Below are 19,835 nucleotides of genomic sequence, written 5' to 3' on the forward strand. Positions count from 1 at the left end.
TGACGCTCCTCGCAATGACGAGCGTCAGATTATGTACCTGTTGCGTTGCGTGAGTATCCGATGGCCTATGCGGCGACAGCCGGGACGTCCCATTCGCCGGCATCAGCACCGCCAGGCGTGCTGGCGCTGCAGCGGGCGCTGGTGTGGCTCGCCGGCGCGTCGATCGCCATCGTGTTCATCGAGCCGAGCCCGTATGAACTCGTCACGCTGACCGCCTGCGTGCTGTTCTTTGGTACGGGCCTGCGCATGCAGCTCGTGTTCATGCCGCTGTTGTTCGCGCTGATCGTGCTCAATGTCGGCTACAGCATCGGCGCGGTGCCGTTCCTCGACAAGCCGGAGGTGGTGAACTGGGTCCTCACCTCCTGGTACATGGCCGTCACCGTCATCTTCTTCGCGATGGTGATGTCGGAGGATACCGAAGCGCGGCTCGACATGCTGCGCCGCGGCCTGATCGTCGGCGCGATGATCGCCTCGCTTTCGGGCATCGCCGGCTACTTTCACCTGGTACCCGGCGGCTACGATTTGCTGACGCTGTATGACCGCGCCCGCGGCACCTTCAAGGATCCGAACGTGCTCGGCGCGTTCCTGATCCTGCCGGCGCTGTTCACGCTGCAAAGCGTGGTCACCGACCGCTTCGGCAAGGCGTTCCGCAACGCCATCGCCTTCGGCATCATCTCGCTTGCGATCCTGCTCTCGTTCTCCCGCGCCGCCTGGGGCGGCCTGATCGTCACCGCAGCCTTCATGCTGGCGCTGATGGTGTTCACCAGCCGTTCGCAAGCGCAGCGCTCGCGCATCATCGTGATGACCCTGATCGCCGCGGTCCTGGCCGTTGCGCTGATCGCGGTGCTGCTGTCGATCGGCTCGGTCGCCGACATGTTCAAGCAGCGCGCGAGCTTCGACCAGAGTTACGACGAAGGCCGCTTCGGCCGGTTCGGCCGCCACATCCTCGGCGCCCAGATGGCGCTCGAATTGCCGTTCGGCATCGGGCCGCTGCAATTCCACACCTACTTCCCCGAGGATACCCACAACTCCTTCCTCAACGCCTTCATGTCGGGCGGCTGGATCTCGGGCATCTGTTATCCGGCGCTGGTGTTCGTCAGCGCGATCGTCGGCTTCCGCTATGTCTACAAGCGGGTGCCGTGGCAGCGCGACTATCTGGCGATCTTCTCGGCATTCCTCGGCATCGTCGCCGAGAGCTTCATCATCGATACCGACCATTGGCGGCACTTCTGGATGATGCTCGGCACGATGTGGGGCATGTACGCGGCAACCGAGCGCACCCGCGCGACACCGGCCGAGGTCAGCGACGAGACTTCGGCGGCAGCTTGAGCTCGGCGCGCTGCGCCGGCGGCATGTCGATTACCGCCTTCAATGCGCCGGTCGCTTCCAGCACGCCCTTGTAGCCGTCATTGGCGAAGCGCAGCAGCAGGCGCAGTTCGTCATCGGTGTAGCGGCTCCAGAGCTTGAGCATCGCCTCCTGCATCGGCACGTAGAACTTGCCGATCTCCGCCGCTTTTTCCTCCACCACCGAGATGAAGACCTTGCGGCGATCGCTCTCGTCCCGCTCGCGGCGCACATAACCCGCCTTCTCCAGACGATCGACCACGCCGGTGATCGCGCCGGTGGTCAGCCCGGTGACTTCGGCGAGACGCCCCGCGGTCACGCGCCCTTCAAGGTGGAGGATGTCCATGCATTCCATATCGGAATTGGAAATTCCGGCCATGTTTGCAACGGCCTGGCCGTACATCACGCCCTGCGCGGATGACCGGCGCATCGCCTCCTCGAGTTCCTGCATCAGCGCTGCGCGCGACTTCGCACTTGACAAAGCTGCTCCCATATCTTACTCGCCTAATATCTTATCTTCTAAGATAATTAGCAAATGACCTTTCGTACCCCGCACGGATGCATGGAGCAAGGCATGACCTCACGTCCCCGTAAAGCTCTGATCATCGGCGCCGGCATCGCAGGTCCGGTGACCGCGATGTTCCTGACCCGCGCCGGCATCGAAGCCGAGCTCTATGAAGCATGGCCCTACTCCACCGGGATCGGCGGGGGCTTGCAGATCGCGCCGAACGGCATGCATGTGCTGGCGGAGCTCGGCCTCGCCGACGAACTGATCCGCAGCGGCTCGGTCGCGGAGTCCTTCGATTTCTATTCGCAGGGCGGCAAGAAGCTCGGCTCGCTCAATCAGAACATGCAGCAGCGCTTCGGCCAGCCCGCGGTGAACATGTGCCGCGCCACCCTGAACGAGACCCTGATCGACAAGGCATGGGCCTCCAACGTCTCGGTGTTCTTCGAGAAGAAGCTGGTGAAGATCGAGGATCGCGGCGACCAGCCGGTCATCGCCTATTTCAACGACGGCACCACCGCCGAGGGCGATTTCGTGATCGGCGCCGACGGCGTGCATTCGGCGGTGCGGCGGCACGTGATCCCGGATGGCCCGACGCCGTTCGACACCGGGCTGATCGGTTTCGGCGGCTTCGTGCCGCGGGCCATGTTCGAGCGCCTGTCGATCGGTCAGAAGGTTGAGACGACGTTCGGGCAGAGCGGCTTCTTCGGCTACGGCCTGTGCAGCCCCGATCCGGACACGGGTGCGATGTGGTGGAGCACGCAGCCCTCGCACGGCATGACCGCGGCGGCCTACCGGCTGCAGAGCCAGGACGCGATCAAGCAGCATCTGCGCGATTTCCACGCCGGCTGGCATGCGCCGATCCCTGAGATCATCGAGGCCGCCGAGAATATCGTGGTGACCGACACGCTCGACGTCGCGACGCTGCCGACCTGGTCGCGCAAGCGCACGCTCCTGATCGGCGACGCCGCGCACGCCACCAGCCCGCATGCCGGCCAGGGCGCGTCGCTCGCGCTGGAGGATGGGCTGCGGCTCGGCACGCTGATGCGCGACGGCCAGGAGCTCGGCATGACGTTCCAGGCCTTCGAGCACGAGCGGCGGCCGCGCGCCGAGAAGATCGTGGCGATCGCCCGGCGCAACGGCAACAGCAAGCGCGAGTTCGGCCCGACCGGCGCCTGGCTGCGCGATCACCTGCTGAAGCTGCTGCTGCCGGTGTCGTCCAAGGGCATGGACTTCATGTACGCCTACAACCCGCGCGCGGCGTAGCCTCGGCTGTCATCACCCGCGCATGCGGGTGATCCAGTATTCCAGAGACCGCAGTGCTTGAGCCGAGAGGCCGCGGCGTACTGGATCGCCCGGTCGAGCCGGGCGATGACACCGATGAGGCTACGCAACTTACTTCTCGACCTCAAACGTCAGCCCGGCGTGATCGACCAGGCGCTTGATGAGCTTGCCCTGCATCGCCGCTCCCGGCGTCCAGAAGCCGGCGGCGACGTCGGGCGTATCGCGCAATAGACAGATCGCGCATTCCGAGATCATCTTCGAGGTCGAGCCGTAGCCGGGGTCGCGATCGCCCTTGATGCCGGCGCGGACCATGCGGCCGTCCGGCGCGACCGCGAGATAGAGCAGATCGTAGCGGCCGTTCTCGCGCTCTTCCTTCGACGGCCCCTCGCCAGGCTTCGGCGCGCTCGGACCGGTCTTCTCCGCATTCAGCGCCATCACGCGCTTGGCAATCGCTTCGCCCTTCTCGCCCGGACCGGTCAGAACCATCTCGTCGTAGACGAACTCCTTCCCGTAGGGAAAGCCCATCAGCATGTTGGAGCGATGCACGTTGCGCGTGTTGATCAGCGCCATCATGAACGGCGCGGCCCATGAGTGCAGATCGTCCTCATAGGCCGGCTTGCTGCCGCGCGGCTGCTTCGGGCCCTCGAAGCCCGGTGTCAATGCAAACGGGTTGTTGAGGATCGCGACCAGGCTCAAGTCCTTGGCGACCGCATCGAAGGTTGCCTTGGCGCTCGCGGCCGTGCCGCCGGACAGCGTGCCGCGCATGTCGCGCACGCGGCCCTTGACGCGCTGCGCCGGCGCACCGAACACCCGCTTGGCTTCCTCCTGGACGAAGAAGGCGCCGAGCTCGAACGGCACCGAGTCGAAGCCGCAGGAGAACACGATACGCGCGCCGCTGGCCTTTGCGGCAGCTTCGTGCTTGTCGATCATCTGCCGCATCCAGACCGGCTCGCCGCAGAGATCGAAATAGTCGGTGCCGCTATCCACGCAGGCCGCGATCAGCTCATTGCCATAGAGCTGATACGGACCGACCGTCGAGACGACAGACTTGGTCTGCGCCAGCATCGCCTTCAGCGATGCGGCGTCGCCGGCATCGGCGACGATCAGCGGCGTGTCGGCGGGCGCGCCGATCGCATCACGGACCGAAGCGAGCTTGTCCTTGCTGCGCCCGGCCATTGCCCATTTCAAGCTGCCGTCGCGATAATGCGCCGCGAGATATTCGGCGACGAGCTGGCCGGTGAAGCCGGTCGCGCCATAGACGACGATGTCGAGTTTCGACGAGAACATGGATCAGGCTCCCTGCGCAGCGAAATGGGCGCCCCTTTTGTCATCGCGGGCGGGGCGACGCAATCAGCTATTTCTTGCCGCTATTTCTTGCAGCTATTTCTTGGCATAGGACACGCCCATGCCGGCGCGGACGTCGGCCTGGATGCCATAGGGTGCGATCGGGTAGCGCAGGCCGTTCTTGGCGAGCTGCTTCATCCCCGCGATCGCCTTCACCAGATAGGCTGGCGGCAGCGCCATCAGCATCTCCTCGTCGGGCACGCCGCCATAGCGGCGCTCGGCGAAGCACGGCAACGACAGGCTCGGCTCGCCGGTCTTCAGCGCCCGCCCCCACGAATCCGCGCACGCGGTTTCGCCGACCACGCCCCACTCGAACTTCTTGTAGCCGGTGTACTGCAGCCCGTTGATCAGGATGATCATCTGTCCCGGCGTCGCATAGACGAGGCAGATGTCGGGCGGATTGAGGCGTCCGCTGGTCAGCGGGCTCACAGCCATCGCCTGATATTGGCCGTAAGGCACCACGTCGAGCGCCTCCTGGCGCTTGCGCGCGTCTTCGGCCGTGCCGTGCCAGACGCCGACATAGTTCTCACCGGCAAGCCACTTCTCGTCCTGCGGCGCGAGCCCGATCACCGCGCGGCATTGCGCGCCGACCAGATCATCGCAGGTGATGCCGACGGTCCAGCCGAGCCGCGAGGCCATGCTGACGATCTGATCCGTGGTGTGGACCGCCGACGGGCGGCGGATCTTCGGGATCGCCTCCATCTCCTCGACGCGCGCGAACATCTTGATGCCGATGACCGTGGTCTTCAGCCGCAGCAGGTTGTTCAGGTCGGCCACGATTGCGGAGAGGTCGAACTGTTCCGGCGGTGTCTGCTGTTGCATGGCGAAAACTCCCGTGATCGGCGGCTTGGCGCCGCCTGTTGATTTGATGTTAGCCGGATTGGCCGAGGGAAGCGACAAGCTCGTGGTGCGGCTCACCGTGCGGCCGGTCCCGGCAGCAAATCGTCGGTCTTGCCCGCCAGATGGTAGGCAACCAGCCCGATCCACTCCCGTGTGCCGAGATCGGTGCGCGACAGGCCGTCGATCGCGAGCGTCGCGAAACTCATGACATTGCCGACGCGCCAGTCGACCGGATAGGCCTCGACGTTGAATCCCGCCTTGCGGAACAGCCCGACCGACCGCGGCATGTGATAGGCCGACGTCACGAGCAGCCAGCGCTCACCCGGTTTGGGATCAACCAGCGCCTTGGAGAACTCGGCATTCTCCACCGTGTTGCGCGAGCGGCGCTCGATGGTCAATCGCGATTTGGCAATGCCGAGGCTCTCGAACATCTCGGCGGCGTAGTCGGCTTCGCGCACGTCGTTCGAGATCAGGTTCGCGCTGCCGCCGGTGAACACGAGGCGCGCATTCGGATATCTGCGCGCGAGCGCCGCCGCCGCGATGACGCGATCCGCCGCAGTGCGCACCACCGGCGTGCCATGCGCAACCGACAGATCGGCATCGATCGAGCCGCCGAGCACGATGATGCCGTCGGGCGCGCCGCGCGAGGCGTCCCATGGCGGGAAGCGCTGCTCCAGGGCGGAGATCAGGACATTGCCGAGCGGCGAGAAGCTGCAGATCGCGAGCAGCAGCGCTGACGCCACCATCAACCTGCGGCCGAGCCGAGCAAACCGCGTCAGCAGCAGAACGGCGCCGATCACGCCGATACCGATCAGGAAATTGATCGGCAGCAGTATGATGCCGAGCGTCTTGGAGAGCACAAAAAACAAGGGAAGCCTCTGCGAAGTTCTGCTACAGCGTCATACGCTGCCCGAAGTGCAATCAAAAGCCGTCACATGACCCATCATCATCTGAAATCCAGTCCCGAAACCTGCCATTGGGGCTTCTTCGAAGCAAAGCTGAAACCGGTCCAGACCATCGCGAGCGGCGACGAGGTCACGATCGAGACCGTCAGCGGCGGCCCCGACGTGGTGCCGGACCGCGGGAAGTTTTATGTGCCGCCGGAGCTCGACGACATCCATGCGAAGTGCGAGCGGATGGTGCCCGGGCATATCCTGACCGGCCCGATCGCCGTGAGCGGTGCCGAACCCGGCGACGTGCTCGAGGTCGATATTCTCGACGTCCAGCTCCGGCAGGACTGGGGCTACAATCTGATCAAGCCGCTGTCCGGCACCCTGCCCGACGACTTCCACGAGACCCGCATCCTCAACATCCCGCTCGATCGCGTGCGCATGGTCGGCCGCATGCAGTGGGGGCTCGACCTGCCGCTGAAACCGTTCTTCGGCGTGATGGGCGTGTCGCCGCCGCCGGCCTGGGGCCGCATCTCCTCGCTGATCCCGCGCGCGATGGGCGGCAATCTCGACAACAAGGAGCTCGGGGCCGGAGCCAAATTGTATCTGCCGGTGTTCGTGCCGGGCGCGCTGTTCTCCTGCGGCGACGGTCATGGCGTGCAGGGCGACGGCGAGGTCTGCGTCACCGCGATCGAGACCGCGCTCACCGGCCGCTTCCGCCTGACCCTGCGCAAGGACCTCAAGCTCACCTATCCGCGCGCCGAGACCGCCGACCACTACATGACCATGGCGATGGATCCCGATCTCGACCAGTGCGTGGTGCGAGCGCTGCGCGACATGATCGTGCTGCTCGGCGAGAAGCGCAATCTGTCGCGCGAGGACGCCTATACGCTGTGCAGCCTGGCCGCCGACCTGCGCGTCACGCAGACGGTCAACGGCTCCAAGGGCATTCACTGCATGATCGCCAAATCGGTCGTTCACGGCTGACGGCCGGTCGATAAGCCGCACTTGTGTTCCGCAAGCGCGGCTCGATACAATCCCCGTCCCAACGAACAAAAATGGACGGGGACGGATATGCTGAAGGACAGGCTTTCGCCGGCCGACGAGGCTGCGCGCGACAAGGAGATGCAGGAGACGCTCGCCGCCTGCCCGCGCATCCTCGATCTCATTGCCCGTGGTCCGCAGGGCGCGCCTGAGGCGGAAGCCGCGATCTATCTGCGTTCGCCGCTCGATCCCAACCCGGTCGTGATCTCGAACGATCATCTGATGGGCTGCATCAAGGCCGCCGAAAGCTATTTCCGCAGCCAGGGCATCGGCAAGGACGACGCGGTCGCCGTCCTGCTCCCGGCCTGCCCCGCGACCGTGGTCGCGATCTTCGGCGCAGCCGCCTGCGGTGTCGCCGAGCCACTCAATTTGCTGTTCACGCGCGAGGCGATTGTCGCGCAGCTCAACGCCATCAAGGCAAAGCTGTTGCTGGCGCCGCCGCCGGGCATGCCGGGGGGGCTCTATGAAAGAGTCGAAGGCTTGCAGCGCGAGGTACCGTCGCTGCAGCGCACCGTGATCGTGCCGCTCGACGGCAGCATCGCGTTCGACGGCGAGGTGCTGCGGCCCGATCCTGCGTGGCGCGACGACTACGGCAAGTCGAAGGACATGAGCGAGGCCGACCGTGTCGCGGTGATGCTGCCGACCGGCGGCACGACAGGTCACCCCAAGGTGGCGCGGCTCACCAACCGCGCGATGGTCGCCTCCACCGTGTCCTCACGCATGGCACTCGATTTCCATCGCGGCGAGCGCGCGATGATCACGATGCCGCTGTTCCATGTCGGAGGCCTATTCTGCACGACGGCCAATTGCCTTTCCGCCGGCACGACGATTTTCATCCCCGGCCCGGCCGGCGCCCGCGATCCGTCACTGATCACGCATTTCTGGAAGATCGTCGAGAAATACCGCGTCAACATCTCCGGCAACGTGCCGACCACGCTCGGAGCGCTGGCCGACATCCCGGTCGCGGACAGCGACATCTCGACGCTGCGCGTCACCGCCACCGGCGCCTCGATCTGCCCGCCGGAAATCGAACGGCGTTATCTTGCCACCTGGGGCGGTGCCTGCATCCAGCAGCTCTACGGCATGACCGAGCTCGCCGGCGCCATCACGCACGACGTGCACGGCGTAAAGCCGCGCGCCGAGAGCGTCGGCACCCGCAATCCGCTGGTCGAGCTCGCGATCCTCGACGGCGGCAAGCTGCACACCGGCCCGTGGCCCTCGCCGGTCGGCGAGCTTCTGACCAGGGGCCCGCAGGTATTCGCTGGTTACGTCGACAAGAAGCAGACCGAAGAGGCGTTCCGCGACAGCTGGCTGCGCACCGGCGACATCTGCCGGATCGACGCCGACGGCTTCGTCTACATCCTGGGCCGCGCCAAGGACGTCATCATCCGCGGCGGCCATAACATCGACCCGCGGGCGATCGAGGATGCCGCGCTGGCGTTTCCGGGCGTGGCGCTGGCCGCGGCCGTCGGGCGTCCCGACACCTATGCCGGTGAAGTGCCGATGCTGTTCGTCTCGGCGCAGCCCGGCGCCCATATCGATCCGAACGCGCTCGCCGCCTTCGTGCAGGACAACATCCTGGAGCCGCCCGCACGGCCGCGCGTGGTGTCGGTGATCCCGGAGATGCCGGTCACGCCGGTCGGCAAGATCTTCAAGCCGAAGCTGCGCGAGATCGCCGCCGGCGAGGCCGCGCGTGAGCTGCTGGCTCGGGAGGGCTTGTCCGGCGAGGTCAGTGTCGAGGCCATCACCGACCCGTCCCGCGGGCTGTACCTGAGCGTGAGCGCGCCTGCGGACAAGGCCGAAACAGCTGAGCGGCTTCTCAAGAAGTTCCCAGTCAAGGTCGAGTTACGATCCTAACGCCCTCATTCGTCTAGCTAATTTGACCGCAGCGCCGCGCCGGAACCAGCTTCCGGCGCGCGCGGGTGTGCGCGTCCAGTTTCGCAGCTCGTGGCTTGACGGGCCGCCATATTCCTAAATAGACTCTAAATAGATACTTTTCAGTACAGGCGTTCAGGGTTAAGCGTTTTCTCATGGCTACAGAAAAAGCCGAAACCGACCGCGTCCCGGTCACATTGGCGCTCTCGACAATTGGTTACCTCGAGAAGCTGGTGAGACAGGGCACCCACGGCACGAGCGTCCCGGGCGTCGCACGGACATTGATCGAGGAAGGCATTCGGCTCGCCATCAAGGACGGGTTGCTTGCAATCCGCGACAACGGACGCACGCCTTGACGGCGTGTGCGTCGGCGCGGCGGTTCAACAGAACGTGGAACCGTCAAAATGATTACCATCGAGCCGACCTGGACGCCGGAGCGCGTCGACCAACTCAAGATCTACTTTGAAGCCGGCCTCTCCTGCCGCGACATCGCCGTCAATATCGGCGTCAGCCGCAATGCGGTGATCGGCAAGCTGTCCCGGCTGAACCTCACGCGCACGACGCCGGACGAACGCCGGGCAAGGCGAAAGAAATCCACCGCGCACGCGGCGCAACGGGCGACCGCGAAGCAACAGCTCCGGTTGCTTCAGGCGGTCTACAAACAAGAGCCCGACGATGCGCCGATCGTCAGCGCCAACAACTGCTCGCTGTTCGAGCTGAGCGAGCAACGTTGCCGCTGGCCGATCAGCACGCCGGGCGCCGATGATTTCTGCTTTTGCGGCAACACGCCGCTCGGCGGCATGCCCTATTGCTCCGGGCATTGCCGCCTCGCCTACCAGGCGGGATCGCGCCAGCGCGCGATGCGCGGGTAGCGTTTCGCGCGACGCACACCGCGTCAAAACGGGAAGCAGGTCCGGTTCTGATCCATCAGAACCGGATCGCTGGTTCACCCGACCTTCCAGCCGGTCGCCGCCACGATGCCCTGGTAGAACTCCGGCGTGTAGGCCTGCTCCGGGGTCTTGCGCACGCGCTCGTCGAGCAGATGCGCATCGTCGCCGACCAGGATGCGCCAGCGATCGGCCTTCACGCCGTCGAGGATGATCTTGGCGGCGGCAGCCGCCGAGGTCGGTGCCTCGTCATGGAAAATGCGAGCGCGGTCGAGCGCGAGCTGCTGGATGTCGGCATCCGACATCTTGGCGACGTCGATGCCCTGCCCTTGCAGACGCTGCCGAACCTGCTTGAGCTCGTCGGGATTGAGCTGGTCGGCGCCGTTCTGCACCTTGCGCGAGTTCGACACGATCGAGGTGCCGATGTGACCCGGCATCACGACCGAGCATTTGACATGCGGCGCGTTGAGCCGAAGATCGTTGATCATCGCCTCGGTGAATCCCTTCACCGCGAACTTCGCCGCGCTGTAGGCGGTGTGCGACACGCCCATGCCGACCGACGCCCAGAAGCCGTTGACGCTCGAGGTGTTGACGATGTGCGCCTCGTCGGCCTTCACCAGCAGCGGCAGGAAGGTGCGGACGCCGAGATAGACGCCGCCCCAGCAGATGTTGAAGGTGCGCTCCCACTGCTCGCGCGTGTTGGTGAACAGGCTGCCGCCACCGCCGATGCCGGCGTTGTTGAACAGCAAATGGATCTTGTCGGTCGCCTGCTGCTCGATCAGCTCATCGCGAAAGCGCTTGTAGTGATCCTCGATCGAGACGTCGGCAACGTGGGTGGTGATGCGCAGGCCCTGCGGCAGCTTCTCGACCTCGCAGAGCCGCTTGGTCTCGGCCATCGCCTCGGCCGAGACGTCGCACATCGCGACATTGCATCCTTCAGCAACGAGCTGCCGCGCCAGCTCGCGCCCCATGCCCGTGCCGCCACCGGTGATGACGGCAATCTTTCCGGCGAAATCCTTCATGTGAGATCCGTTCCTTCCTTGATTCTTCTTGCCTGATTGTTCTTGGTTTCGGCTCGAGCGCGGATCGCAGTCCCAGCCGCTTGGCTGCGGCACTCTACATCACCGAATTATCGCGCAGCAACGGCGCCCGCCCTTCACGCGCAAGTGTGCCGCCAGCAGCAAATCGAGGCAGCCGGCGCCGTAACGAAATCATTCCGCGCAGCGAACAATCCGATATCGACAAGCGGAGACAACGATCGTGCAGATCCTGAATGGATTGGTCGCAACGACGCTGATGGCGATCGCGGCCGGCATTGCCGCTGCGGCCGCTGCCGCCGAGGTCACACCGCCGAAGCCGCGCGACGGCGCCTGCGCCGACGGCTCACGCTGATCAGATCAGACAAGCGCAGAAGCGGCGTGGCGCAATACATGCGCGCTCTCAGATGCCGAGATGATGTCGCTCGATCTCGAACGCTTGTCCGCGCCCCCGTTGAACGCCAGGTCGGAGCGCCGGACCGCTCCGCGCTATTCGGCCGTCTCGATCCGCACAGCCGCGCGCCGTCGCAGCACGCCGCTGGCAACGCTCAAGACAAGCTTGAGCAGGCCGCGCCACGAGAAGTCGATGACAACCTCATGGTGCCGCAATCCCTTGCCACCCTTCACCAGCCCGAGATCCCGGATCAAGCAGTAATGGCCGCTGCTCATCCGAGCCAGGCGGCTGTTCTTGAAGCGTCCCATGAATGACGAGAATGCACTGCGGATCGATTCCGTCAAATCTTGACGACATTGAATGGATGAGATGGTGCGGGCCCTGCTGCGGGCAGCTGTTTGCGACGGTCGCGGGCGTCACGATCGCCCGCGCCTTGAATCAAAAACCTCCGGCAGGGCATTGCCGGAGGTTTGGGAGGCTTAGCATGAGCTAAGAGCCATCATTCAATGTGTTGGCCGCCACGTATATAGTTTAGTAGATCAGGTAAGTAAATAAATTTGCCGCGAATGAATCGCATGGCACGTCTTCGTTGTTCGCCTGGACCGAAATGACGCAGCCCACCTTCGTCCGCTGATCTCTCGCTAAAAGAAAAACCCCGGCAGTTGCCTGCCGGGGTTCTGTAGGATCGTGATCAGATCAACCGGTATTACCAGTTGCGCTGAGCGCGGAGGAGCATCTGGACAGTGTCCTGATCCTTCAGCTCGTAGATCGCCGAAGGCTTGCCGACCGCGGCAGCGGACGTGGTGATTACGCCCGAATACTTCTGATCGAGATGCGAGTAGGTCACGTCGGCCGAGAAGGTCAGGTTCTTGACCGGGGTCCAGCGCGTGATCACACCGATCTGCGCGATGTTGTAGTCGGGGTTGCAGTTGGTCACGCCAGCGCCACCGGCGAACGCGGCACGGAAGGTACCACCCACGCCGCCAACGCCGCAGATGAGGGCCTTGGCCGTGTCGTTGTACGAGATAGCAGCGTAAGCACCGTAGATGCTGGTGTTCCAGTAGGGATCCCAGTTGTGGGTGTACGCACCGCGCATACCCCAGGTCTTGATGCTCTGCTGCTGGCCGCCGGGGCCGAACACCGTGTCAGGCGCAGTGCCGAAGCCGACGCTGCCATACGCACCCGGGAGGTTCGAACCGCTGTAGATCGCGATCGAGCCGGCCTGGCTGGCCAGGTCCTGGATGTTGTAACGGGTCGCACCGTCGGTGTAGACGCCCTGGATGTTGATGGTGTCGCCGGGTCCGGTCGGGATGTTCTTGATCGACAGGGCCAGTGCACCAGCCCAGCCCCACTTGTCGTCCGGATGGCCGGTCAACTCGGTGCCGCCGTAGTAGGCTGCGTGATTGTCATGCGCCGCGACCGACGCCTGGAAGATACCCCAAGCCTGGTCGACCTTGAGCGCGGCGATGAAGTCCGGCGCGATCGTGCCGGCGAAGTCGCTCGAGCCATAGGCACCACCGGCGCCGAGGTTGTTCACGCCAGCCTGGGAGTACGCCACCTGATCCTGCGCCGACAGAGCCAGCGAGACGCCGTTGCCGAACTGCGCAGTGTAGGTGAACTGGTTCACGCCGTTGGTGGTGTTCACGCCGCCGACGAGACCGTCATAGTTGTTGCCCGGATAGCCCGTCCATGGAGCGGCGAACTGCGAGACCGCCTTACCCATGGTGAAGCCGGCGAACTGGATGAAGGCGTAGTAGACGCCGACCGAACCGGCCGCAACGTTGCCCGAGCTGGCGTTGTTCGGAGCAGAGGACGTGCCGATCGGCGAATAGATCGTCGAACCGGCGGCAGCGCCCGGACCGTAGCTGTCCGAGGTCCAGGTGAACACCGCATCGAAGTAGGTGCGGACCACGCCGTACTCGGTCGCGGTGCGCGTATCGATGTTCAGGTCTTCACGCGAACGCCAGGTGTAGCCGTTGGTGAAGCGGTTGTTGGCACCGCTGGCGCCATTGTAGTTCGGGCCGTAGACGCTGTTGCCGTTGATGACCAAGTCAGCGCGCACGTAGCCGCCGAGCTTGATGCAGGTGTCGGTGCCGGGGATGTAGTAGAAGCCCGGACCATAAAGCGAGCAAACCTTCACGTATTCGACCGCTTTGGCCTTAACGGGAAGATCGGCCGCCTGTGCCCCGCCGACCGCGACCAGCGCAGCGGCCGAGCCCAGAATAAGGCTCTTCGCCAATTTCATATCAAACCTCCAAGTTGCTCATATGCGTAGAGTCCGGGTCGCGAGCGCCCCGTGATCCTCCCGCATTGTCCAAGACCGTTTTCCCCAAACCTCGCACCCTCAGATCAATCTGTGGTGTGCGACGGACTTGAACGATCACCGCAACGGGACGATCGAGATTCCCCTACCGCCGGGTTCAATATGCATGGGCGAGTTGCCCAATCAAAATAGTTTATAAAGTCAGGAATACGAATGCGGCCACACTGTGTCTCGCCGGCAACGCTCGACTTAAGCCCCTTACCTGCATGGGCAAATTTGTCGCACCCCAAATAGCCGAACGGTCACATACGCATCATAATTGCTTTACGTTCACTTGCCTTCCTGAGCGACTTACTAGAAAAAAAGTCCCGCCGACGCGGGAATCAAGAAATAAATCAGCACAAAGCTGAGTCGGCACCTAGGGAAGGGGAAGCTGTGTCAGTGACCAGGAAGGATCAGGCGCGCCTGCGCGCCATCGAGAATCTCGACATCATCAAGCGCTTTACGCTCGAGATCTCGTCCATCAACTCGCATCTCGAACGGGTCCGCCAGCTCTGGGGCAAGGCGCTTGGCGTCAGCGGTCCGCAATGGATGATCCTGATCGCGATCTCGGACCTCGACAAGGATGACGGCGTGCCGATCAACGTGGTGTCGAAGCTGCTGCATGTCGATCCGTCGTTCGTGACCACGCAGTCCAAGCTGCTCGAGCAGAAGGAACTGCTGCGCCGCGCGCCCTCCCCGGCCGACGCGCGCGTGGTCCGTCTGTCGCTGACCGACAAGACCCGAAAGCATCTGGCGGGCCTCGCCGACCAGCACAAGGCGTTCAAGAAGACCGTGTTCGAGGAATTCAGCGAGCCCGAACTGGCTGAATTCACGGCCAAGCTTGCGATGCTCAACAACCGCATGGAAAAGGCCTGCCTGATCGCCGCGATGGATTTCGAGACCTGACGATGGCCGCATCGGGCGGCAAGCAACGCCCGAATGCTCTCAACATCGCATGCTTTGAAAAATGGTCGGAGCGAGAGGATTTGAACCTCCGACCCCTAGTCTCCCAGTGATTCCGAGCAAGAATATCAGCTAGTCTCAGCGCGTACCTTTAGATACCATTTATACATAAAAATTAGCCACTTAGCTTTTATCAGAAGCTATCGCCAGTTACCATCAGTAACCGGCCAATCCCCCGCCAATGTTTCCCAAAAGTTTCCCAAATCGGCTATAAGGCCGCTCCGGCACATGCCTGGAGACTAGGGCGCTACGGAGCAAGTACATGGCTAGGGGTCGAAACAAGCTCGCCGCCAAAGCGGTCGACAAGGCCATTGCGGAGGCTAAGGACACGGGCAAACGAATCGAAGTGAGCGACGGGGGTGGCTTGGTGCTGCGCTGTCCACCGACCGGCGTCGCCCGTTGGACGTTCGCCTACCGCTCCCGCGCCAAGGGCGGCATGCGCCGCGTGACGCTGGGGCTGTACGGTACCAAGGCCCCGGCCCTCAGTCTGAAGCTCGCCCGGGAGGCCCGGGACCGGGAAGAAGCCAGGAACGGCCAGGGCGAGGACCCCAAGGCCGCCCAAGAGCGTCAGCTAGTCGAGCACCGCAAGGGCGTGGTGACGTTCGGCGAGCTGTGCGACCAGTACGTCGAGCACATTAAGGCTATCGACCCTCGCACCGGAACGCCGCGCAAGAGCAGTTGGAAAAACGACGAAGGGTATCTGAAGCGCCCGAAGGCCAAATTCGGGAAGCGCGCAGTCGGCTCCCTCACGCGTAGCGAGATCAGGGAGCACCTCGAAGAGATTGCCAAGGCCTCACCCTCATCGGCGAACCGGACACAGTCTGTTATCCGCACCATGTGGGGTTATGCGAACGACCGGGAGATTCTGTCCGAGAACTTCCTGCACGGCATGAAGAAGGTCGGGGGCAAGGAAGTCGAGAAGGATCGCGTCCTAACGCTGGACGAACTGAAGGCCTTTTTCGCTATCCTTGACGATGAGAAAGCAGGCGTCACGGACGGGACCCGTCTGTCGCTGAAAGTCGTATTGCTGACAGCTCAGCGGCCGGGCGAAGTCGCTGGCATGATGCGTTCCGAGCTTCACGGCCTTAGCGGCGACAAGCCGCATTGGATCATTCCGGCTGTGCGGACCAAGAATAAGAAGGCGGAGCATACGGTCCCCCTCTCCCCAACTGCGGTCAAGTTGATCGAAGCGGCTCTTGAGATCGGCAAGCCCGATGAGGGAGAAGACAAGAATGACAGGCCCGTGTTTGCCAGTCGCTTCGAGAGCGTCGGCGTGCTCGCCCGTCACTCGATGAGTCAGGCGGTCCGCCGTTTGCTTGAAGACGAAGAGCTGGCAGCCTTCACGCCTCATGACCTGAGGCGAACGGCGGCGACAATCGTGCAAGCTGCCCGGTTGCCGGTCGACTACGTGAAGGCGTTACTTAATCACAACGATAAGGGCGTGACTGGCATATATGCCCGCTGGCACATGTTTGAAGAGAAGCGAGAAGCCATATTGACGATTGAGGCTGCAATGGACGGTTGCAGCGTGTGTGAGCCCGCCTAAACTTCGCTTTGACCTGAAGGGGTATCAACGATGCGAGCAGCGATAGTGCTGGCCTGCCTGTGCTCTACAGCCGCCGCAGCTGAAGAGCTACCGAATAATCTTCTTTTGAAGTGCGAAGGCAGCGCTCACAGTTATTCTCAGCGAGCCGACAATCGACTCCCTGAAGCCGACCAAATTCGAAACTATCTTGCGGCTTCAGAACGGTGAGCTGGCGGACACGCGCTCATTCGCTCTGACTACGGGAAATTGCGAACTTAGAAACCGCATCGTTGCCTGCACCGGCAAAGCCAATTATCCAAGCACAATTGACAAGGGCAGCGAGAGCAGAGAGATGCAGTCCTACATCAACCGCGAAACAGGCGAGTACAATTTCTTAATGGAGACAACATCGTACACGGGGCGGAATGGTACGGGTAAGAAAACAGGCGCAATGAAATATTATCGATCAGGAATTTGCCGCGCGATAAGCAAACCGATTTTTTGACTGAGCCTGCAATTAAGCTCCGCGCAAATTACTTAGCGCGCTCAAAATCAGTCCTGCTTTTCCCGCTTGTCCATCGCTTCAATATCCTCTTGCAGTATGATCGAGGTGTCTCCCAATTCGAACATCGGCGAGACAGCCGCGCGCACGATTCGTGGTTTGTAACCTAGTGCCGTCCCTAAGGTCCGCGACACGGTGCAGTCCGGTTCATACGAATAAGCCAACGCATCTAGATCAGATTCAAATGTATCGCGAAGCAACTGTAGCTCGACCGTCTTCTTGAACACTTTAAGAGCCTCATCGGGCTTGGTTGGGGGCGATACCGCTGGCTCCCGAAAGCGCTCGTATTCCTTATCGGCGCGCGACGAATCGAGATGCAACCAACGTATCTGAGCATCCATCACCCTACTATCGGGAAGACGGTCAAAATTAATGCGCTCAATGACCTTCCAATATTCGCTTTGCACGTCGGCAAATGAAAGAGCGGCGAGATCAGAATGAATTGAGCCTTGCTTTCCAGGTCCGAACGGCGGTTGCACCTTCTTAAGATTTGCGACCGATGAGCTAAACGCCAGGCGCCTCGAACGCAGCTCGGTCACCAACTGGACGCGGCGCGAAATGAGCTGATCGGCATCGCGCATGCACTGTTGGTGATTCGTAATGTAGCCACCGCCGACGGTCACAAGGCATGCAGATAAGAACCACAGGAAGATTCCGCTATTTACAACAACCCAAAACTTGTTTGCTTTGGGCTCCTTCGCTCGCGACTGTTCGCGCATAAACCTCCGAAGACGCTCATTCCGAAACTTCTCGTACTTCGGCATTCGTGACACAATGAGCCCCTTCTTCCACGTAATCGGCTCAGCTGCCCTTAGACGTAAGGCGCGTCAGATCGACTCACTTTGACATCTTTCCAGCCCACGCTAGCCAAGAACGTCGCGACATTATCTTCGGTGTCGGGGTTTTTTGGACCAAGGACTAATTCTTTGATGGGAGCATTTCTGCCGCCATCCGTCATATCCAATACAACATAAGGGACCTGAATTCCGTTGCGAACCCGGTAATTGATTTGCTGCGGACCGGCGCGCCTCATCCCATCACCGTCGATCCCTCCAAGCGGAATCATTATCCGCCTTTCGTTGCTCGTCAAGCGCCAAGCCTGACATGTGAACGTTCCGAATCTCCATCTCTTCAGCGAACGACGGGTGTTTGTAAGCGCACAAGTCCAACGCGAACGCGAACCAATGATGATTGAAGCGTTCGTCATATCTGAACCCAAACTGCTTCTCTGTTTCAAAGACATGCCTAATGTTATTAGTCAGCTCTTTTCTTTGTGCGGCTCTGTCATAGAGCACCCTTAGCGGCTTTGCAGGCCACTCCAGCTCTCGGGGCGAAAAGCCAATCGCAAAACCGCGCCCATCATCCGCGTACGCGCGCCATTGACTCAGAAGATCGCCGTTGAGCGAATAGCTGGATACCATAGCCACCGAGTGATCCTGAGTTAGCCGGACGATTTCCATGATCCGATCTATGAACTCAGCGCCGCAAACTTTCCTCAGTTTGTCTGCTGCATCTTGAAACTGCTCATAGCCCCACTTCCGCTCTGTGGCGTCATTGAGCGCAGAGTACGCTGTTTGCCACATAGTCTTGGACCGAACGATTTGCGTGAATGCATCCGCTCCGCAGTAGTGGTAGATCAGTTCGTCATTCGTCGGCTTATAGAGCCGATCATATATCATCTAGCCGCCTCCGAAATACTTAGCTCCCCACTCAATCGCGCCCTTTACCAGCGGGTTTTCCCAAACCTGCTTCAACAAGCTTTTCGCCTCATCTTTCTCGGCGGCGCTCGCGTTTGAACTGTCAACGTAATTGTTTAACCGTTCAAGATTCAAATTGACGTTCTGGATATTCCCGTGACCTCCGATCTGGACACCCTGCGAGGCGTGCACGTTGATGCTAGAATCGATGGTAATGGCCATCGGTGGCGCGGCATCGCCCTCGACGACGTCAACACCGAACGCGCTGATCTTCGCCATGATCACCATGTACCGAACCGCGCTCGTCATAGATGACCGCCGAGGATTCCACTGAATGAGTCCCTTTTCAGCTAACTGTTCGAGTACTCTGCCAACCTTGTCCACCTCCAACCCAGTATCTGCAAAATCGGGCAATTCAAGACGGTCCTTCGTCTCGCGGAGATCGTACATCTTCTTGAGCACTATCCCACGCGCTTCGCTATCTTTCATTTTCAGGCCCCTTCTGTCTGGTTGGCCGATACTATCAGTGTCATTGTTGCTGTTCTAGATTCACGGCGTCCGAACAGCCAGGCGGCTTCCCGCCCTGATTGATGCATGCGCGGTATAACCACGGCACAACGTAACTGCCCGCCCACACTCCCCGCCCGGCGTGGTCGGCTTCGCGTTGTGCGTTGTCGTACTTGCCTTTGGAGTAGCGGGGCCAATCGAACGCGAGCCCACCCCGCACAAGCCACCCTCCCAGGTCGACGCCGCCAACTGAGCACGTTGCGACTGTACGCCCATAGACGTCACGGTCGACCGGCTCGCAGCTAACCGGCCGCCGCGATATGAAGGCGTCCAGCTCGTTTGCCGCCTTTGCCCCGCAACGATAGGGCAAGCTGTCATCACCGCGACAGAGCTGGGAGCTCTCGGGTGCATCAATGCCCCACAGCCGAATGCGTGTGCCGTGGATTTCGAGCGTGTCGCCGTCAATGACGCTGGCTTGTCCGACCAAGTCTCCCCCGAGCGCCCCCGACATCGCAACTACTTGTATGAAGAGAAAAGCAAAGGCCCAACGCATCGATCTACTTAGTTAGATGGGCTCGCGCGGCAAACCTACGATCGGCTTCAAGGTCGCGTCCTTCAATCATGTAAATGGGACACACGCGACTGAATACAACATCGCTCAGAGTTTCGGCGCACATCCGTTTAAGCTGCGTATAACTGCGGGATACCGCAAAGCTGCATGCTTCAGCGTCATCCGTTTCGACGCACGCTTTTCGTGCGCCCGTCGTAGAATTGATGACGACGAAATCGTCAGACATTATAGCATCCACGATGGAGCCTTTTGCGGCCCACA

Annotated in this window: 21 protein-coding genes; 10 read left to right on the forward strand and 11 right to left on the reverse strand. The window is 61.9% G+C overall.

Features of this window, described 5'->3' with window-relative positions; genetic code table 11:
- Positions 1 to 60: 60 nt before the first annotated feature.
- Positions 61 to 1,329, forward strand: a complete 1,269-nt coding sequence (locus ACVIGB_RS09790) for an O-antigen ligase family protein (protein WP_456722834.1) — start codon at positions 61 to 63, stop codon at positions 1,327 to 1,329.
- Here ACVIGB_RS09790 and ACVIGB_RS09795 read toward each other — a convergent pair.
- Positions 1,301 to 1,795, reverse strand: a complete 495-nt coding sequence (locus ACVIGB_RS09795) for a MarR family transcriptional regulator (RefSeq protein WP_456725206.1) — start codon at positions 1,793 to 1,795, stop codon at positions 1,301 to 1,303. The genes ACVIGB_RS09790 and ACVIGB_RS09795 overlap by 29 nt on opposite strands.
- A gap of 123 nt (positions 1,796 to 1,918) precedes the next feature.
- On the opposite strand from ACVIGB_RS09795, the gene ACVIGB_RS09800 reads away from it, so the two are divergent.
- Complete coding sequence (locus tag ACVIGB_RS09800; RefSeq protein WP_456722833.1) at positions 1,919 to 3,115, forward strand: FAD-dependent monooxygenase; 1,197 nt, start codon at positions 1,919 to 1,921, stop codon at positions 3,113 to 3,115.
- 129 nt (positions 3,116 to 3,244) lie between these two features.
- Here the strand turns inward: ACVIGB_RS09800 and ACVIGB_RS09805 are convergent, their stop codons facing one another.
- The 3 genes from ACVIGB_RS09805 to ACVIGB_RS09815 all read right to left on the reverse strand — a co-directional run bounded on the left by ACVIGB_RS09805 (position 3,245) and on the right by ACVIGB_RS09815 (position 6,186).
- Entirely contained in the window at positions 3,245 to 4,420 is a 1,176-nt protein-coding gene (locus tag ACVIGB_RS09805) for a saccharopine dehydrogenase family protein (RefSeq protein WP_456722832.1), read from the reverse strand.
- Between the two features lie 93 nt (positions 4,421 to 4,513).
- Positions 4,514 to 5,299 (reverse strand): DUF169 domain-containing protein, encoded by a 786-nt coding sequence (locus ACVIGB_RS09810; protein ID WP_456722831.1) that lies wholly within the window; start codon positions 5,297 to 5,299, stop codon positions 4,514 to 4,516.
- Between the two features lie 92 nt (positions 5,300 to 5,391).
- Positions 5,392 to 6,186 carry a YdcF family protein gene (locus ACVIGB_RS09815; RefSeq protein WP_456722830.1) on the reverse strand — a complete coding sequence of 265 codons (795 nt, stop codon included), beginning with the start codon at positions 6,184 to 6,186 and terminating at the stop codon, positions 5,392 to 5,394.
- Between the two features lie 66 nt (positions 6,187 to 6,252).
- Here ACVIGB_RS09815 and ACVIGB_RS09820 point away from each other — a divergent pair, with 66 nt between their 5' ends.
- The 4 genes from ACVIGB_RS09820 to ACVIGB_RS09835 all read left to right on the forward strand — a co-directional run bounded on the left by ACVIGB_RS09820 (position 6,253) and on the right by ACVIGB_RS09835 (position 9,998).
- Positions 6,253 to 7,194 (forward strand): acetamidase/formamidase family protein, encoded by a 942-nt coding sequence (locus ACVIGB_RS09820; protein WP_456722829.1) that lies wholly within the window; start codon positions 6,253 to 6,255, stop codon positions 7,192 to 7,194.
- A gap of 87 nt (positions 7,195 to 7,281) precedes the next feature.
- Entirely contained in the window at positions 7,282 to 9,108 is a 1,827-nt protein-coding gene (locus ACVIGB_RS09825; protein ID WP_456722828.1) for an AMP-binding protein, read from the forward strand.
- 173 nt (positions 9,109 to 9,281) lie between these two features.
- The gene (locus ACVIGB_RS09830; protein ID WP_016844973.1) at positions 9,282 to 9,482 is read left to right on the forward strand and encodes a hypothetical protein; all 201 of its coding nucleotides are present in this window, start codon (positions 9,282 to 9,284) and stop codon (positions 9,480 to 9,482) included.
- 48 nt (positions 9,483 to 9,530) lie between these two features.
- Entirely contained in the window at positions 9,531 to 9,998 is a 468-nt protein-coding gene (locus tag ACVIGB_RS09835) for a GcrA family cell cycle regulator (protein WP_456722827.1), read from the forward strand.
- A gap of 74 nt (positions 9,999 to 10,072) precedes the next feature.
- On the opposite strand, the gene ACVIGB_RS09840 is transcribed toward ACVIGB_RS09835, so the two are convergent.
- A complete protein-coding gene (locus tag ACVIGB_RS09840; RefSeq protein ID WP_092114716.1) occupies positions 10,073 to 11,035 on the reverse strand; it encodes an SDR family oxidoreductase in 963 nt (320 codons plus the stop codon).
- Between the two features lie 238 nt (positions 11,036 to 11,273).
- On the opposite strand from ACVIGB_RS09840, the gene ACVIGB_RS09845 reads away from it, so the two are divergent.
- On the forward strand, positions 11,274 to 11,405 hold the full coding sequence (locus tag ACVIGB_RS09845) for a hypothetical protein (protein WP_456722826.1): 132 nt from the start codon (positions 11,274 to 11,276) through the stop codon (positions 11,403 to 11,405).
- Positions 11,406 to 11,539: 134 nt separating this feature from the next.
- Here the strand turns inward: ACVIGB_RS09845 and ACVIGB_RS09850 are convergent, their stop codons facing one another.
- Both ACVIGB_RS09850 and ACVIGB_RS09855 read right to left on the reverse strand, forming a co-directional pair.
- Entirely contained in the window at positions 11,540 to 11,719 is a 180-nt protein-coding gene (locus tag ACVIGB_RS09850) for a hypothetical protein (protein WP_092125663.1), read from the reverse strand.
- A 431-nt stretch (positions 11,720 to 12,150) separates the two neighbouring features.
- Positions 12,151 to 13,689, reverse strand: a complete 1,539-nt coding sequence (locus tag ACVIGB_RS09855) for a porin (protein ID WP_456722825.1) — start codon at positions 13,687 to 13,689, stop codon at positions 12,151 to 12,153.
- A gap of 453 nt (positions 13,690 to 14,142) precedes the next feature.
- Here ACVIGB_RS09855 and ACVIGB_RS09860 point away from each other — a divergent pair, with 453 nt between their 5' ends.
- The 3 genes from ACVIGB_RS09860 (at position 14,143) to ACVIGB_RS09870 (ending at position 16,742) form a co-directional block, all read left to right on the forward strand.
- On the forward strand, positions 14,143 to 14,655 hold the full coding sequence (locus ACVIGB_RS09860; RefSeq protein ID WP_456722824.1) for a MarR family winged helix-turn-helix transcriptional regulator: 513 nt from the start codon (positions 14,143 to 14,145) through the stop codon (positions 14,653 to 14,655).
- A 319-nt stretch (positions 14,656 to 14,974) separates the two neighbouring features.
- Positions 14,975 to 16,258: a tyrosine-type recombinase/integrase gene (locus ACVIGB_RS09865; RefSeq protein ID WP_456722823.1), complete on the forward strand. Its 1,284-nt coding sequence runs from the start codon at positions 14,975 to 14,977 to the stop codon at positions 16,256 to 16,258.
- Positions 16,259 to 16,445: 187 nt separating this feature from the next.
- Positions 16,446 to 16,742: a hypothetical protein gene (locus ACVIGB_RS09870; protein ID WP_456749134.1), complete on the forward strand. Its 297-nt coding sequence runs from the start codon at positions 16,446 to 16,448 to the stop codon at positions 16,740 to 16,742.
- Between the two features lie 47 nt (positions 16,743 to 16,789).
- Here ACVIGB_RS09870 and ACVIGB_RS09875 read toward each other — a convergent pair whose 3' ends face one another.
- The 4 genes from ACVIGB_RS09875 to ACVIGB_RS09890 all read right to left on the reverse strand — a co-directional run bounded on the left by ACVIGB_RS09875 (position 16,790) and on the right by ACVIGB_RS09890 (position 19,514).
- Positions 16,790 to 17,518 (reverse strand): hypothetical protein, encoded by a 729-nt coding sequence (locus ACVIGB_RS09875; protein ID WP_456722821.1) that lies wholly within the window; start codon positions 17,516 to 17,518, stop codon positions 16,790 to 16,792.
- A gap of 318 nt (positions 17,519 to 17,836) precedes the next feature.
- On the reverse strand, positions 17,837 to 18,478 hold the full coding sequence (locus ACVIGB_RS09880) for a DUF2971 domain-containing protein (protein ID WP_456749135.1): 642 nt from the start codon (positions 18,476 to 18,478) through the stop codon (positions 17,837 to 17,839).
- The gene (locus ACVIGB_RS09885; RefSeq protein WP_456722819.1) at positions 18,479 to 18,985 is read right to left on the reverse strand and encodes a hypothetical protein; all 507 of its coding nucleotides are present in this window, start codon (positions 18,983 to 18,985) and stop codon (positions 18,479 to 18,481) included.
- Positions 18,986 to 19,025: 40 nt separating this feature from the next.
- Entirely contained in the window at positions 19,026 to 19,514 is a 489-nt protein-coding gene (locus ACVIGB_RS09890; RefSeq protein WP_456722818.1) for a thermonuclease family protein, read from the reverse strand.
- Positions 19,515 to 19,835 lie beyond the last annotated feature (321 nt).

The sequence above is a fragment of the Bradyrhizobium sp. USDA 4341 genome (genome assembly GCF_054063755.1).